General features: G+C 69.4%; 9 protein-coding genes and 3 pseudogenes. 6 read left to right on the top strand and 6 right to left on the bottom strand.

Going from position 1 to position 13,356, the window contains the following annotated elements; all coding sequences use genetic code 11:
* Positions 1–4 precede the first annotated feature (4 nt).
* On the bottom strand, positions 5–1,441 hold the full coding sequence (locus ACZ6BB_RS21440; protein ID WP_471616737.1) for an FG-GAP and VCBS repeat-containing protein: 1,437 nt from the start codon (positions 1,439–1,441) through the stop codon (positions 5–7).
* Positions 1,442–1,668: 227 nt separating this feature from the next.
* On the opposite strand from ACZ6BB_RS21440, the gene ACZ6BB_RS21435 reads away from it, so the two are divergent.
* The gene (locus ACZ6BB_RS21435; protein ID WP_471616736.1) at positions 1,669–1,815 is read left to right on the top strand and encodes a hypothetical protein; all 147 of its coding nucleotides are present in this window, start codon (positions 1,669–1,671) and stop codon (positions 1,813–1,815) included.
* Between the two features lie 222 nt (positions 1,816–2,037).
* Positions 2,038–2,799 (top strand): LamG domain-containing protein, encoded by a 762-nt coding sequence (locus ACZ6BB_RS21430; RefSeq protein ID WP_471616735.1) that lies wholly within the window; start codon positions 2,038–2,040, stop codon positions 2,797–2,799.
* Between the two features lie 256 nt (positions 2,800–3,055).
* Here the strand turns inward: ACZ6BB_RS21430 and ACZ6BB_RS21425 are convergent, their stop codons facing one another.
* Both ACZ6BB_RS21425 and ACZ6BB_RS21420 read right to left on the bottom strand, forming a co-directional pair.
* Positions 3,056–5,110: an alpha-L-fucosidase gene (locus tag ACZ6BB_RS21425; protein ID WP_471616734.1), complete on the bottom strand. Its 2,055-nt coding sequence runs from the start codon at positions 5,108–5,110 to the stop codon at positions 3,056–3,058.
* A gap of 418 nt (positions 5,111–5,528) precedes the next feature.
* Positions 5,529–5,801, bottom strand: coding sequence for a hypothetical protein (locus tag ACZ6BB_RS21420; RefSeq protein WP_471616733.1), 273 nt, complete (start codon positions 5,799–5,801; stop codon positions 5,529–5,531).
* A gap of 137 nt (positions 5,802–5,938) precedes the next feature.
* On the opposite strand from ACZ6BB_RS21420, the gene ACZ6BB_RS21415 reads away from it, so the two are divergent.
* The 3 genes and pseudogenes from ACZ6BB_RS21415 to ACZ6BB_RS21405 all read left to right on the top strand — a co-directional run bounded on the left by ACZ6BB_RS21415 (position 5,939) and on the right by ACZ6BB_RS21405 (position 7,321).
* A complete protein-coding gene (locus ACZ6BB_RS21415; protein ID WP_471616732.1) occupies positions 5,939–6,088 on the top strand; it encodes a hypothetical protein in 150 nt (49 codons plus the stop codon).
* 43 nt (positions 6,089–6,131) lie between these two features.
* Positions 6,132–6,572 carry a VOC family protein gene (locus tag ACZ6BB_RS21410; protein ID WP_471616731.1) on the top strand — a complete coding sequence of 147 codons (441 nt, stop codon included), beginning with the start codon at positions 6,132–6,134 and terminating at the stop codon, positions 6,570–6,572.
* A gap of 49 nt (positions 6,573–6,621) precedes the next feature.
* Positions 6,622–7,321: pseudogene (locus ACZ6BB_RS21405) on the top strand (SDR family oxidoreductase).
* A 336-nt stretch (positions 7,322–7,657) separates the two neighbouring features.
* On the opposite strand, the pseudogene ACZ6BB_RS21400 reads toward ACZ6BB_RS21405, so the two are convergent.
* From ACZ6BB_RS21400 to ACZ6BB_RS21390, 3 genes and pseudogenes are all read right to left on the bottom strand, one after another.
* Positions 7,658–7,753 (bottom strand): annotated as a pseudogene (locus tag ACZ6BB_RS21400) (hypothetical protein); the annotation flags it as partial.
* A 185-nt stretch (positions 7,754–7,938) separates the two neighbouring features.
* Positions 7,939–8,265: pseudogene (locus ACZ6BB_RS21395) on the bottom strand (hypothetical protein); the annotation flags it as partial.
* Positions 8,238–9,509, bottom strand: coding sequence for an acyltransferase family protein (locus tag ACZ6BB_RS21390; RefSeq protein WP_471616730.1), 1,272 nt, complete (start codon positions 9,507–9,509; stop codon positions 8,238–8,240). The pseudogene ACZ6BB_RS21395 and the gene ACZ6BB_RS21390, both read right to left, overlap by 28 nt.
* Positions 9,510–9,725: 216 nt before the next feature.
* On the opposite strand from ACZ6BB_RS21390, the gene ACZ6BB_RS21385 reads away from it, so the two are divergent.
* Positions 9,726–13,352: an nSTAND1 domain-containing NTPase gene (locus ACZ6BB_RS21385; protein WP_471616729.1), complete on the top strand. Its 3,627-nt coding sequence runs from the start codon at positions 9,726–9,728 to the stop codon at positions 13,350–13,352.
* Positions 13,353–13,356: the final 4 nt, after the last annotated feature.

Genomic DNA, 13,356 nt, shown 5'->3' with positions numbered 1-13,356 from the left:
GTGCCTAGAGGCCCAGCACCTCGCCGTACTTGAAGACACCGTTGACCAGCGCGAAACCGTACGGGGTCAGCGCCTTGCCCGGCGTGTACGTCTCCACGGTGCTGCTCGGCACGAACCAGACGCCACCCGACGTGGGCCCACCGGCGTTCTCACCGGGCGCGCTCACCGCGGTGTCCCGCAGGCCGTCGCGGTTGTAGTCGCCGACGGCCACCTGCGCGCCGAAGCGGTCACCGGCCTCGGCCGCGCCCTGCATGTTCGGCGTGCTCTGGCTGCGGGCGAGGCCCCCACGGGGACCGTCATCCGTGCCGTTCAGGACGACGTAGCCGCCCGCATCCTTCAGAGTGCCCACGTCCTCACCGGGCACGCCGACCACCAGTTCGGGCAAGTCGTCGCCGTTCAGGTCACCGGCGGCCAGCGCGGCACCGAAGTCGTCGCCCTCCTCTGCGTTGCCCCCGACATCAGGGCTCGACTGGGTGATGCACTCGTTCTCGGTGCCGAATGCCGTGCTCTTCGAGCCCTTGAACAGGAGCACCGCACCGCCGAGCCGGTCCTGGCAATGGGTCGTTTCCGACTCGGAGTTGGGCTGTACGGGACCGACCGCGAGGTCGTCGGTGCCGTCCCGGTCGAAGTCGGCGACGGCGAGCGCACTGCCCCGGTCGGGGTCGGACCACCACTGGGCGGGCTCGGCCCGGTCGTCCCAGCGCGTGATGAAGGTGCCGGAGTCCTCCAGGGCCCGCCAGGTGGTGGCGAGGTCGTCCCGGCCGTCGCCGTCGAAGTCGCCGGTCGCCAGGTCGAGGGTGCGACCGCCCATGCTGTACCTGCGCAAGGAGGTGCTGGTCACCGGGTCGGAGGTGAGCGGGCCCGGGCGGAACCGGAGGGTGCCGTCCTCCTCGCTGTTCTCCCCGTACGCGAGGTCGGCGTCACCGTCGCCGTCGTAGTCACCCGCGGCGACGGTGCTGCCGATGCCGCTGTACTCGGTCGTTCCCCTGGCCACGGTGGTGCCCTTGATGTTCCCGTTCGAGTAGTCCAGGACGGTGATGATGCCCTCGTCCTGGTACTGGTCGGAGGTGAGCGATTCGCCGCTCGCGCCGACGGCGAGTTCGAAGTCGCCGTCGCCGTCCACGTCGACCGGCGTCACGGAGGAGCCGAAGCGGTCGCCCGCCTCGGGCGTGCCGGGTATGCCCGGCTCGGCCTGGCCGATTTCACCGTTGGACTGGTACGGGGCCCCCGAGCCGCCGTAGATCACGCTGACATAGCCCGCCTTGGCCTTGCCGTTCACAGTGGCGTCCGGCATGCCGACCGCGATGTCCATGTATCCGTCGCCGTTGAAGTCGAACCGCACGGTCGTCGCAGCCGCGGCGCTCCCTGCGAGCGGCAGGGTCAGGCCGGTTGCGGTCAGTGCCGCCACGGCGGCGGTGGCGGCAAGGGTGCGTGCGCGCACGTTGAACTCCCCAGTAGAAGCGGATGAAGAGGGCGGAGGTGAACCGCTCTCGGGGGTGTGACACACGAGGTGTACGAAGGGTTGTGTGAAGGTGGCCGCCCGGACAACACGACGTGGGACCACCGCCCGACGCGGCGGCACGTCCCAGCCGCTGGGAGGGCTGAGTCGGCACACAGGGGGTAGCCGGACCGTAGGAGACACTCGCCGATACCGAGGGACGGAGTCCCATGCCACGCATGCTGGAACGCATCAAGCAGTTCGCAAGGAGCCCGCAGGGGCGCCGGATGGCCGAGCAGGCGCGACGGGCCGCTGCCGACCCCCGCCGCCGGAGTCAGGCCAAGAGCCTGCTGGGCAGACTCCGCGGCCGTCGCTGACCGCACCCTCCTGGCGGGTGTCCGGGTCGGCGAGATGTCATCTTTCTTTTCCAGCGGGGCGGTTGCCTTCTGGCAGGACTGGACTCTCGCGAACGCGACCGTGGAAATCGCCTGAGCGGCCGTAGTCGGATACGTCCCGGCGTATTCGCCCGTACGAGTTGTCTTCGCCGCGGGTTCACCGGTATTCGCATGCCCAAGTCGGAAGCGGAGCAGCCTTCGTGCATGGAGAATGCTGCATCTGACGGAACACCGTCGGCAGAGGGGATCCTGTCCGGACCTGAGATCGTCTTCACGGCGGACTTCGCGTCCACCCGTCAATGGGTGGCGGGGCGTTCGTGGGCATATCCGAACGGCGGACCGGTCAACCCCGGTGACAACAAGCTGGATTACCTGACGGCGGACCCCTCCTACAGCCGCTCGGGCACATTCCGCGCCACCCGCCGCAGGGACGGCCGATGGAACGCGGGGCTGCTCACCACGGAGGAGAGCGAGGAGGGGTTCACCGTCCGCGCGGGGGACGTGCTGGAGGCGCGGGTCAGGTTGCCGTACGAGGCCGGAGCCTGGCCGGCCATCTGGACCTGGCGGGACGGCGACCAGGAGATCGACGTCTTCGAGTACCACCCCGACAACCCCGACCTCCTGGAACTGACCAACCACGTCCGCGGCGCCAACCTGTACTACCGTGACCCCGCCATCAGCCCGGGCGCCTGGGTCGACCTCCGCGTCGAGTTCGGCGTGCGGTCCGTGATCTGGTGGGTGAACGGCATTCGGGTGTTCGCCGACCGCCGAGGCGTGGGACGTTCCTGGCACGCCTACCTCATCGTCAACCTGTCGGTCTGCGCGGGCCGCTACCACCCACCGCCGGCTCCCCAGGTGAAGGAGATGTCGTACACGGTCCAGCACCTCGTGGTGCGGCGGCCGGCCACGCTTCTGGAAGAACCGTCCGACGAACCCGAAGAGGTGGCGGACAGGGACGGACCGTGAGCCTCGAATTCCTGGATCAATCTCTTTGGGCACGAGGAGAAAATGCTTCTCGGGCGCGACGAGGGGGAAATCGTGCAGGTCGTTGAAGTGCTCCGGTAAATGGCAGCTGAAGGCCCCCGATTTCGTCCGTCCATGGGTGATCAAGGAATAGGGTGGGCGTCCATCGGTTTTTGATCGCATCCGCGCCCCTGCGGGCGCCTACCGTTTCGTAGGCGCCCGCAGGGGATTCCGCGATTGTGCCGCCGGGCGGTGTCGGTCAGGCGACGCCGTCGAAGGTCCACAGCAGGTTGTTGTTCTGCTGCCACGTCCACTGCTTGGCCACGGATCCTTCAGCGACCGTTCCGCCGCCGTCGAGGACCAGCCCTGTGCTGCGGTTGGCGATCGAGTACCGGCCCTGGCCGCGGTGGGTGATCTGCCACTGCTGGGTGTTGCCGCCGTCCCAGGCCTTCTGCCGGGCCGGGTCTCCGTTGGCGGTGGCGCCCCAGCCGTCGGCGACCATGCCGTTGGTGCGGTTGACGAGCCTGTAGTACCCGTTTCCGAGCTCGATCGCCTGCCACTGGAGATTGGAGTGGACCACCGCCTCCCACAGTTTCAGGTTCGATCCGGAGGCGACATTGCCACCGCCGTCCAGGGCCAGATGGTTCGTGACGTTGGTCAGCCGGAAGTACTTGTCGGGTCTGAACGTCACTCTCAGGGACCTGATCGCGTCGTTGTTGCCCGTCACCCGAAGGTCCGGGGTGTTGGCCGTGAACGTCCAGGCCGTGCCGGTGAAGTTGTCACCGGAGTAACCCGTCACCTGGAATCCGGCGGGCAGCAGGATGGACGACGCCGTGGCGGGCGCGAGGCCGGCCGCGGACAGCTGGGAGGAGGTGTAGCTGCCCAGCGGCAGGACGGTGCGGCCGGCTTCGTAGTCGACGTTCTGGAACACCAGGGCGGAGACCCTCACGGGCATGCCCTGGACCTCGACGCACACCACGGAGTCGTTGGCGTTCGGAGCCGTGGCCGGCACGGTGACGTTGATCTGGTCGGTGACGGTGTAGGGGAGCGAGACCGAGGGGTTGTTGAGCAGATAGACGCGGCTGATCGCGTTGTCGACCACCGGGATCCGCAGCTGGCCGTTCGTGGGCCAGGTGAAGACATGGGCGAAGAGCTTGCCGCTCTTCCTGGTGATCTTCCCCCATGTGGGTTCGGCGGCGAACGGGCTGCCGCTCGTGCCGTGGATGCTGTCGCTGTACGTCGACATCCATGAGGCGAGGCCGTTCAGGACGGTCTGCGTTCCCGCGGTGACCGAACCGTCGCCCTTGGGCCCGATGTTCAGCAGGAGGTTGCCGTCCCGGGAGACCACGGTGACGAGTTCCTGGACGATGTCCTTGAGGGATCGGTAGGAGTTCTCGCTCGACGCGTTGTAACCCCAGGCGCCGTTCATGGTGCTGCACCGCTCCCACGGCCGGCCCATCGGCTCGGAGGGTATCCCGAACTCCGCGACCGCGTAGTCACCGAGACCGTGGTCCCGCTTGACGCGTTCGTTGACGATGAGGCCGGGCTTGCGGGCGATCAGCCAGTTGTAGAGGTCGACGCCGTCCGCTTCCAGCCACCAGTCCTCCAGGGTGGGGCTGGAAGGATTGTCGAACCAGTCCCCGTCGAACCACAGCAGTGCCGGGTCGTAACGGTCCAGCAGTTCCTGAAGCTGGGCCTTCATGTCGGTGATGTAGGCGGTGCGGGCTGCCTGCGACGACATGGTCGTGAGGCCGCTCTCGTGGCGGTCGATCTGGGACGGGTGGTTCCAGTCGAGGATCGAGTAGTACAGGCAGAACTTGATCCCGCGGCTCTCGCACTCGCTCTTGAGCTCCTGGAGCGGATCGCTCTGGATGCCGTTGTAGTCGCGCAGGTTGTAGAGCTTGGTGGCCGTGGTGTCGGTGAAGCTCGCCACGTCGGAGTTCCACATCGCGTAGCCCTCGTGGTGCTTGGCCGTGATCACGAGGTACTTCATGCCGGCGTTCTTGGCCAGTTCGGCGATGGTGGCGGCGTTGAACTGGGCCGGATTGAACTTCTGGGTCACCTGGGTCTGGTAGTTCGCCTTGCTCCACTGCTGGCTGTCGAACGCCCACTCGCCCTGGCCCAGCTGCGAGTAGGACCCGAAGTGGATGAACATGCCGAACCGGGCCTGGTACCACCAGTCCATCTTGGAGGGGACGGCGTACGCCTCGGCGGTGGCGGGCCACAGGGCCTGCGGCAGGCCGACGGCCGCCATCCCTCCGGCGAGGGCGGCGGCCTTCATCAGTGCGCGTCTGCTGAGACGGGCTGAGGACATGGTGCGGCTCCGTGGGTCAGGGAGAGGCAGGACAAAGCGGCACGGGCACGGGGCCGGTCCGGCACCGTACTTGTGAGTCGAGAGGAGACATCGGACGATAGAGACATCGGATGGATTTATAGAAGCGTGAGAGTGTCTTTGTCTAGAGGTGTGACAAGGCCATCTGCGATGATGCTTGCCAATAGGGGTGATTGGGGTCGATGCGGAGAGTGCTCATCCGTCGACTGTCGGCATATACGTAGGATCTATTTGATGGTCGGTGCGCTGTCGTGTCGAACACGGCGTCGTCCCGGACTCCGCCCGCGTCGCGCGGCTGTCGGCTCGAACGGAAGCCCTGTGGCGTGATGCCCTGTTCGTGATCGCGCGGGCGGACAGATCGTCCGGGCGGGGATCGTCGGCTCCGTCGAGTACGCACCCCTCACCTCCGGTTCCCTCGCCCTGGACCGGCCGGGAACTGCGCCGGGCCGGATGTCGGACCCGCCGTCTGCCGTGCCCGGTCATTGCCGATGACGTACTCGACCACCAGGGCTGCGGCGTCGACCACTGGATCACCGAGTACGGGAACCCGGACCAGCGGCGCTGGGTGCGCGGCGACACCGAGCACCTCGGCAGGTCGTACGTCGAGCGGCCCGAGGATCTCGCCGCGGGCGAGTTGCTGACCGGCGGCGAGGCGTGGGGTCAGTATCGTCAAGGATCGGTCGACGGGCAGGAGTCCGGGGTTGCCGGTGTCGATCACGCCTGGGGGCCGGCCGAGATCAGCGGCAACTGGTCCGCGACCTCGCGGCGCTCTGCAAGAGGGAGATGCTGCGCCGGGACGAAGGGGCCCGGATGAGCGACGCCTGTCAGGGCAGGACGGGCCCCGACCACGACCGGCTCATCGACGAGGTCGCCGAAGCCTGCTCCCAGGACGATCCGCTCGCCCTGGCCGGTCTCTTCGCCCGAGCGGACCTGGCGGTGCCCCACGCCACGGCCGGATGACCGGAACCGAAACAGGCAGCACGAGGAGCAAGGAGGGACCAGCATGGCGATTCAGCGGATGGACAACGTCGGCATCGTCGTCGAGGACATGGATGCCGCCATCGCGTTCTTCGTGGAACTCGGCATGGAGCTGCAGGGCAGGGGGCAGGTCGAGGGCCCCTTCGCCGACCAGTGCACCGGGCTCGACGGCGTTCGCTGTGACATCGCGATGATCCGGACCCCGGACGGTCACAGCCGGCTCGAACTGGCGAAGTACCGCAGCCCAGCGGCGATCAGCGCCGGACCGCGAGACCGGCCGCACAACATCGTGGGCACGCACCGTGTCATGTTCGCCGTCGACGACATCGAGGACACGGTAGCCCGCCTGCGCCCGCACGGTGCCGAACTCGTCGGCGAGATCGCCCGGTTCGAGGACAGCTACCTGCTCTGCTACGTCCGCGGCCCGGAAGGCATCATCGTCGGCCTGGCCGAGCAGCTGCACTGAGCATCGGACCGACCTGCTCCCCGGAGTGAAATACCGATATGGGGTATGTATCACTCTATGGGAGTTCATTTTCGTCACAGGTGCCGGTTCGGGGATCGGCGCGGCGGTCGCGGAGGTGTTCGCCGAGCGAGGGGAGGAGCAGTTGCTGCTGGCGCGGGACGAGGCGCGGGCGGGTGAGCTGCGTGACCGGTTCCCGGCGAGCCGGACGCTGGTGGCCGACCTGTCCGCGCCGGGGTCGATACGGGCCCGGCTGGCGGCCGTTGCCCTGCCCGAGCGGCTCGACTCGTTCGTGCATGTGGCCGAAGGTCGTCGAGTCGGGCCGGGTGGAGGAGCTGGACGCGGCCCTCTGGAAGGACACGCTCGCGGTGAACCTCGTGGCCCCGGGCGAGCTGACGGGCGTGTTTCTGCCGGCGCTGCGCGAGGGCGGGGCACACGTCGTGTTCGCCAACTCGGGCGCCGGTGTGCACGCCCCACCACGGCTGAGTGCCTACGCGGCGTCCAAGTTCGGCCTGAAGGCGCTCGCGGAGTCGCTGCGGGCCGAGGAGTACGCGCACGGTGTCCGGGTCACCACCGTGTATCCCGGGGAGACGGACACCCTCATGCAGGTCAAGCTGCACGAGCAGTTCGGTCTCCCCTACGAGCCGCAGGCTCATATGCGTGCGGCGTCGGTCGCGCCCGCGCTGGTCATGGCGCTGGATCTGCCGCAGGACGCGACGATGAGCGATGTGATGCTGCGCCCGGGGTGCTGAGCCCCGTCCCCGGCGCGGCCGGCGCCGGTGCGGCCGGTCACGGGCCGCCCGGTCCCGGCCGCGTCGTCGTGCCAGTGGCCCATCAGGTCGGCGTAGAACGGAACCCGGGCCAGGAGCGTGTCGTGCGTGCCGATGGCCGGGCGGGTTCCGTCCAGGAGCAGCACCCGGTCGGCGCGGCGGGCCACGGACAAAACGGTGTGCGACGGTGACGACGGTGCCGGGACGACGCCGGAACGCCTCCTCGACGCGTCGCTCGGCCGTCGCGTCCAGGTGCCGGGTGGCCTCGTCGAGGATGACCAGCCGGGCGTCGGAGACGTAGACGCGCGCCAGGGCCACCAGTGCGCGTTCCCCGGAGGACAACACGGCGGGGTCGACCGGCCCGTCCAGGCCTCCGAGCCGTTCGGCCAGCGCGTCCATCCCCAGTTCCCCCATGGCGGAGGCCAGGACGGCACCGGGTGTGTCCGGCGCGAGATAGCAGAGGTTCTCGCGCAGGGTGCCGGTGACGACGTAGGGGTTCTGCGGTGCCAGGACGCGGGCGCGGGCCAGGTCGTCCCGGGCGCGACACGCTCCAGGGGCACGCCGCCCAGGACGACTCGTCCCCGGTCGGGCGGGAGCATGCCGGCGAGGACGTCGGCCAGGGTCGACTTGCCGATCCCGGACGGGCCGACGACCGCCAGGTGATGGCACACGCGTCGGGCTCGACGGCTCGGGGTGTCGTCGGCGAGGGTGGGGAGGGGGCCGCGAGCGGTGGCGGCCGCGGACGTCCCCGGAGCGGGCCGCGTCCGTGCAGGGGTGTCGTGACGGCGCAGGTGTGCGGAGGCCGGCCCTGCGGGCGCCGGGGTGTCGGGAGCCTGGCATTGGTGGCGGGCCGCGGCGTGGTCGCCCCGTATGTGGACCCGGACCCGAGGCCGGATCGTCAGCGCTGTTGTGCGCGGCGTGCCCATCCGCGCCCGAAGCTCTGGCTCGGCGCTTCGATCCAACGGTAGGTCAGCAAGCACAGCGGAAGCAGCGCGATGAAGAACGCGACTTCGAGCGCGAGGCTGTCGTGCCGGCGTCGGCCGACAGTGCCGTCGACGACCGCCAGCACCACCGGATGCACCAGATAGACCGAGTAGCTGATCGTGCCCAGTGCTGTCAGGACACGCGGCAGGCTACGGCCGCGTATCGCCGGTCCGGCACCGAAGGTGACCAGGGCCAGGAGGAACGCGCTGATCCAGCCGCGCCCCGTGAAGTGCTCCCCGCCGCCGTAGCAGTACGCACTCCCCACGGCGCAGACGGCCACGACGACGGCGATGCCGGCGGCGAAGCGCCAGGTGCACTGACCTTTCTCGGCGCGGTGGACGGTTGTCCCGAGGAACATCACAGCGAGGATCACCAGCCCCTCCCACAGCGGGACCGTGCCGTTGAAGGGAAGCAGCGCGAGTGCCAGTACGCCCCCCAACACGCCGCCGAACCAGCGGAGTACGGCCGGCCCGGCACTCGCGCAACAGACGGCGACTCCCATGGCGATCGAGGCGAACGCGATCACCGGGCCGGTGCCGAACACTCCGGACAGGGCGGAAGGCGGCAGCGCCACCCCGGCCGCCACGCTCACGGCGGCGAGCACGGCCAGGACGATCGCGACCGAAGCGGAGCTCTGGTGGAGGCGGAGGGTGAAGAGAGCGGCGACAAGCAAGTAGAAGGCCATCTCGTAGGAGAGCGTCCACAGGACGAGCAGGAGACTGGGTGTTCCCAACAGTTCCTGCAGCATGGTGATGTGAGCGACCGTCACGCTGATCGTGCTCTGCCGACCGAAGTCACGGATCTCCGCGATGCCGAGACCATCGAGGACCAGCAACATGGTGACGACGGCCGCCCACAGCGGATACACACGGAAGATCCGCCCGACCCAGAACGTCCGCACACAGCCCCGACGCTCCAGTGAACGCGGAATGATGTAGCCGCTCACCAGGAAGAACACCATGATGCCGTAGCGGCTGGTGTTGAAGTGGGGCATCAGCTCCCGCCGGAACTCCGGCATGAAGGTGTACGAGGAATGGTCGAACACCACGACGAGTGCGGCGATACCACGCAACGCGTCCGGCCAGTCCAGCCGCGACGGCCCGCCCGGAGAAAGGGTGCCGAGTAGTCGTCGTGCGACGGATGGTGACGGGTCTGGTGGAGTGGAGTCCAGGGATGGGAATCGCATGGGTGAGCAGCAACCTCTTCGGTCAGGAAGGCCCCGGTCAGGGTGTGTTGATCACCGAGTTCAGCGGCTGGGGATTTGTTCGGCAGTACCGTTCCGGCAGTTGAACAACGCTGTCGCGCACGCGGCTGAAGGGGTGAGGATGTGGCGGGACGTCCTGAAGTGCCGGTGGATCCGGCAGCGAGTCCGGTCCAGCGATTCGCTTTCGGATTACGCGAGTTGAGGGCGAAAGCGGGCGGCATCACCTACCGCTCGCTGGCCCAGCGGGCAGGCTTCTCGGTGACCACCCTGTCGCAGGCGGCGGCCGGAGAGCGGCTGCCCACGCTGCCGGTCACCCTGGCCTATGTGAGGGCGTGCGGTGGAGACCTGACGGAGTGGGAAGCCCGGTGGAAGGAGACGGTCACGCAGTCCGCCGCCGACGGCACCCGGGACGATGGGGGATCACCTACGCCTTACCGAGGGCTGGCACGGTTCGAGACCGGCGACAGCGGCCTGTTCTTCGGCCGGGAACAGCTCACCGACGACCTGGTCGACCTGTTGCGCCGCCGACGCTTCGCCGCGGTCTTCGGCCCCTCCGGCAGCGGCAAGTCCTCCCTGCTGCGGGCCGGCCTGATACCCGTCCTCCTGAGTGCTCAGGGGCGGGACCTGCGCCCGGCGGCCATCCGGATCCTGACACCCGGCGAACACCCCGCCCGCAGCCACGCACCCGTGCTCATGCCGGCGGTCTCCTTGGACGGTGCCGGCGGGGATACGGTCATCCTCGTCGACCAGTTCGAGGAAGTCTTCACGCTCTGCCACGACCCGGACGAGCGCGCTCGCTTCATCGATCTGCTGCTGACGGCCCGGCAGCCCGGCAGCCGCCTGCGGGTGCTGTTGGCGGTGCGCGGCGACTTCTACGGCCGCTGCGCCGAGCACCGAGACCTGGCCGAAGCACTGCGTGACGCCAACCTGCTCGCCGGAGCGATGAGCCCGGCCGAACTGAGGAGTGCCGTCGTCGGACCGGCCACAGCCGCCGGTCTGACTGTGGAACGCGCCCTCACCGCCCGGCTGGTCGAGGAGGTCGCCGACGCGCCGGGCGGGCTGCCGCTGCTGTCGCACGCGTTGCTGGAGACCTGGCGCCGCCGCCGCGGGAAGACCCTCACCATGACGGGCTATGAGGCGGCCGGGTGCCTGGACGGAGCGATCGCCAAGACCGCCGAGGAGGTCTACGAACGGTTCACCCCTGCCCAGGCGACCGCCGCCCGCCGGGTGTTGCTGCGCATGGTCGTTCCCGGCGACGGCACCGCCGACACCCGACGCCCCGTGCAACGTGCGGAACTGCCCGATGCAGATCAGGACGACTGCGCGGGTGTGGTGGAGGCACTCGCCAAGGCGCGGCTGCTCACCCTCGACGGCGACACGGTGGAACTGGCCCACGAGTCGCTGATCACGGCCTGGCCCCGGCTCAGCGGCTGGATCGAGGAGGACCGCGAACGCCTGCGTGTGCTGCGGAACCTGACCGAAGGAGCGTACGCCTGGCAGGATCTCGCCCGTGAGAAGGACGCCCTGTTCCGCGGAAGCCGACTCGCCTCCGCCCAGGAACACTTCGGCGACGCGGCGCACGGGGAACTGACCGACCTGGAACACGCCTTCCTCAAGGCCGGCCGCGATCATGAGCAGCGGGGCCGCCGCAGATACCGGCTGGTGCTCACCGCGGTCACAGCCGCCCTGTGCCTCGCCCTCGTGGCCGCCGGTCTGGCCATCGGGCAGCGGACGAGCGCGATCACCGCGCAGCGTCTCGCCGAGTCCCGGCAACTGGCCGCCCAGTCAAGTGCGTTGCTGCAGTCCGATCCCGAGCTCGCCTCGCTGCTCGCCGTCCACGCCTACCGGACCAGCCCGACCCGCGAAGCCGGCGCCGCCCTGTACGCCGCCGCGGCACTGCCGCTGCGCAAGCGCCTGGTCACCGGTACCCAACCTGTGATGTCCATGGCCCTCAGCCCGGACGGGCGCAGTCTCGCCACCCACAGCAAGGACGGCCGCACAGGGATCTGGGACCTGCCCGAGGGCCGTCCGCGGCACTCGTTCACCGCACACGGCAGTGGAGACGTCGCGGCGTTCGGGCCCGGCGGGCGCGTTCTCGCCGTCGCCACCGAAGGCACGATCGGCCTGTGGGATGCGACCACCGGCAGGAAGCTCTCAACCCTGCACGCCACCGACGGAGCAGTCCGCGGTGTGGCCTTCAGCCCGGACGGCCACACCGTGGCCGCGGCCTTCCCCTCGGCTGTACGGGTGTGGGACGTGGCCACCGGACGCATCCGGCATCACTTCACCGGGCACGGCGCTCCGCAAGCTGTCGTCTTCGGCCCCGGCGGACGAACCGTCGCCGCAGTGGGCCACAACGGCCTGGTGCGGGTGTGGGACACGGCCACCGGCCGCACCCGCATCGTCCGCGACGGGCGGAGCGGAGGCACCGCGGTGGCCTTCAGTCCTGACGGCCGGACCTATGCGACGGTCCGCACCGATGGCTCGACGCAGCTGCGGGAGGTGACCACCGGCAACCTCCTGCGTACGATCAGGGACGGCTTCGAGAACTCCCGCACGGTTGCCTTCTCCCCGGACGGACGCATCCTCGCTGTCCCGGGCTCCGGGGGAACCGTGCGCCGGTGGGACACCGCCACCGGCACCGAGCTGAGCACCCTGACCACCGGTCACCGCGGGCGAGGGATCCTCCGGGTGGCGCTCGGCCCGGACGGCCGCACCATGGTCACCGGCAACAACCTTGACCCCGCCGTCCGCGTGCACGACCTGTCCGCCGACCACCCATGGACCACCCTTGCGGGCCGTCCCGGCACATCCATCACCGACCTGGCATTCAGCCCGGACGCAAGCACGATTTCCACGGTCGCCCAAGGACCGCTCGGTCGGGCGGCGGTACAGCTCTGGGATGCCAGGACCGGCGATCGCAGAGCCACCCTGGCGCTCGACACGGATCCGGCACCGCGAGGAGGGCACCTGCCGGTGACGGTTCTACGCCCCGCGGCCTTGGGATTCGCCCCGCACGAAGAGGCCCTGGCCGCCCGAGTCGGCGAGAGCGGCAAAGCGGAGGTTCGCGACATCGCCACGGGCCGCTTGCGTCAGAGCCGTGCCCTGATGAACATCGACAAACCAGTCTTCAGTCCTGACGGGAGGCAGCTCGCCTTCGTCGGGAACGAGGGGGCACTGAGGATGTGGCATCTGGCCACCGGCGTCCTGCAGACCCTGCGCACCGGCCGCCACCAGTCCGTCAGGACGGTGGTCTTCGCTCCGGACAGCCGCACAGTCGCCGTCGTGACCGTCGGGGCCGACGGCGACCGGATCACGCTCCTCGACGCGGCCACGGGGCGCGCTCAGCGCACCATCGAACCGAGAGTACGGACCTCGCTGTCGCTCGCATTCAGTCCCGACGGACGCACCCTGGCCACCGCGAGCAGGGGCGGGTCGGTGAAGACGTGGGACCCGCGCACCGGCAGGCTCCAGGACAGCTTCCGCGCCGACGGTGAGGTGACATCGTTGGCCTTCGGCTCCGACGGACGCACGCTGGCCCTGGGTACCACGGCGGGGGTGGGCCTGTGGGATCTCGCCACCACCCAGAACCGAACCACCGTGCCGACGCGCTCCGTCGCAGCGGTGGCCTTCAGCCCGGACGGGCATGCCCTGGCCATCGCCACGGGCAGCTCTGTCGCACTGTGGACCATCGACCTGCCCGACCCGGCCCGCGCGATGCGCATCATCTGCGAAGCCGTCGACCGTACGCTCACCTCACCGGAACAGTCCCGGTACCTCCACGACCAGTCCGCTCGCACCGGCTGCCCACCGGCCGCACGGTGAGGCG

The sequence above is a fragment of the Streptomyces sp. NPDC041108 genome (assembly GCF_055592645.1).
Note: the sequence above shows the minus strand (reverse complement) of the source record. Positions and strands in the feature narration are given on the sequence as shown.